Raw genomic sequence first — 1,485 nt, forward strand, 5'->3', positions numbered from 1 at the left:
GTGCTGGTGGACATCGATGGCGACGGCGACTTGGATGCCTTCATTGGACAAGGCACGGGCGTGGGTGGTGGTAACCTGCTGTTCCAGGAGAACACAGGCAACGCCAGCACAGCCGCCTTTGCGGCGGCCAGCAGCGGTGCGTTTGGCGTGGTGGACGAAGGCAACTCCGTCAGCCCGGTCTTTGCCGACATCGACGGCGATGACGACCTCGACCTGTTCACAGGCACTTCGGATGGCACCATCCTGTACTTTGCCAACACGGGCGACACGCACAACGCCGCGTTTGCAGCGGCCAGCGCCAACCCCTTTGGCTGGGGCGACGTGGGCAACAACGCCACCGTGGCGCTGGCCGACGTGGACAGCGACGGCGATCTGGACTTGCTGGTGGGCAACGACCTGGGCCAGTGGTTGTACTTTGAGAACACCGGCAACATCACCAGCCCGGCCTTTGCGGCGGCGAGCACCAACCCCTTTGGTTTCTCCGACGTGGGCACCTACACCCGTCCGGCGTTGGTGGACATCGATGCCGATGGCGACTTTGACGCATTCGCGGGCAACGCCGATGGGCTGACACGCTTCCTGCTGGGCGGCAACCGCCTGCCCACGGGTCAAATCAAAGTGCTGGGCACCTACCAAACTGGGGCGTACAACTGGCAAGCGTTTGCCAACCTGCAAGACGAAGATGGGCTGGGTACCTTCAGCTACCAATGGTTCATCAACGGCGTGGCGGTGACGGGGGCCACGGGGCGCAGCTTTGGGGTGGTCAACGCCGAACAGGCGCGACAAGACATCAGCGTGCGCGTGAGCTACACCGACGGCTTTGGCACCAAAGAAAGCGTGACCAGCAGCGCGACCGACCTGCAACTGCGCGGGCCGCTGACGGGGGGCTACGGGCACGACCTGCTGGCGGGCACCAGCGGGGCGGATGTGCTGGCGGGGCAAGCGGGCAACGACTGGTACTGGGTCAACCACAGCGGTGACACCGTGCGCGAGAGCCTCAACGCTGGGCGCGATATGGTGGTCAGCCTGCTGGCCAACTACACACTGGGCAACAACGTCGAAGACGGGCGTATTGCGTTGCACACGGGGGCGAGCTTGAGCGGCAACGCACTGGCCAACAGCCTCAGTGGTGGAGCGGGTGACGACGTGCTGCGCGGACTGGGCGGTGCCGACAGCCTGCGCGGCGGTTTGGGGGCCGACACCTTCGTGCTGACGCAGGCGCAAGACACAGGGCTCAACGCACGCGACACCATCCTAGATTTCAACGCGGAGCAGGGTGACCGCATCGACCTCTCAGCGGTGGATGCCAACACGGGCACGGTGGGCAACCAAGCATTTGACGCGTCCATTCTGACGACGGGAACAGCGTTCACGGTAGCGGGGCAATTGCGGCTGGAGGAGGCAGGGGCCAACGCCGTTTTGTACGGCAACACCGATGGGGATGCCGAGGCCGAATTCGCGGTGGTGTTGGTGGGGGTGGGTGCG

1 protein-coding gene is annotated in these 1,485 nt (G+C 64.8%); it reads left to right on the top strand.

The features are described from left to right. Positions 1 to 1,485 (top strand): FG-GAP-like repeat-containing protein (locus tag CON76_RS12555; RefSeq protein WP_205758245.1); only part of this gene is annotated, 1,485 nt, incomplete at both ends.

Source organism: Macromonas bipunctata, from assembly GCF_002837135.1.
Lineage (GTDB): Bacteria > Pseudomonadota > Gammaproteobacteria > Burkholderiales > Burkholderiaceae_C > Macromonas_A > Macromonas_A bipunctata.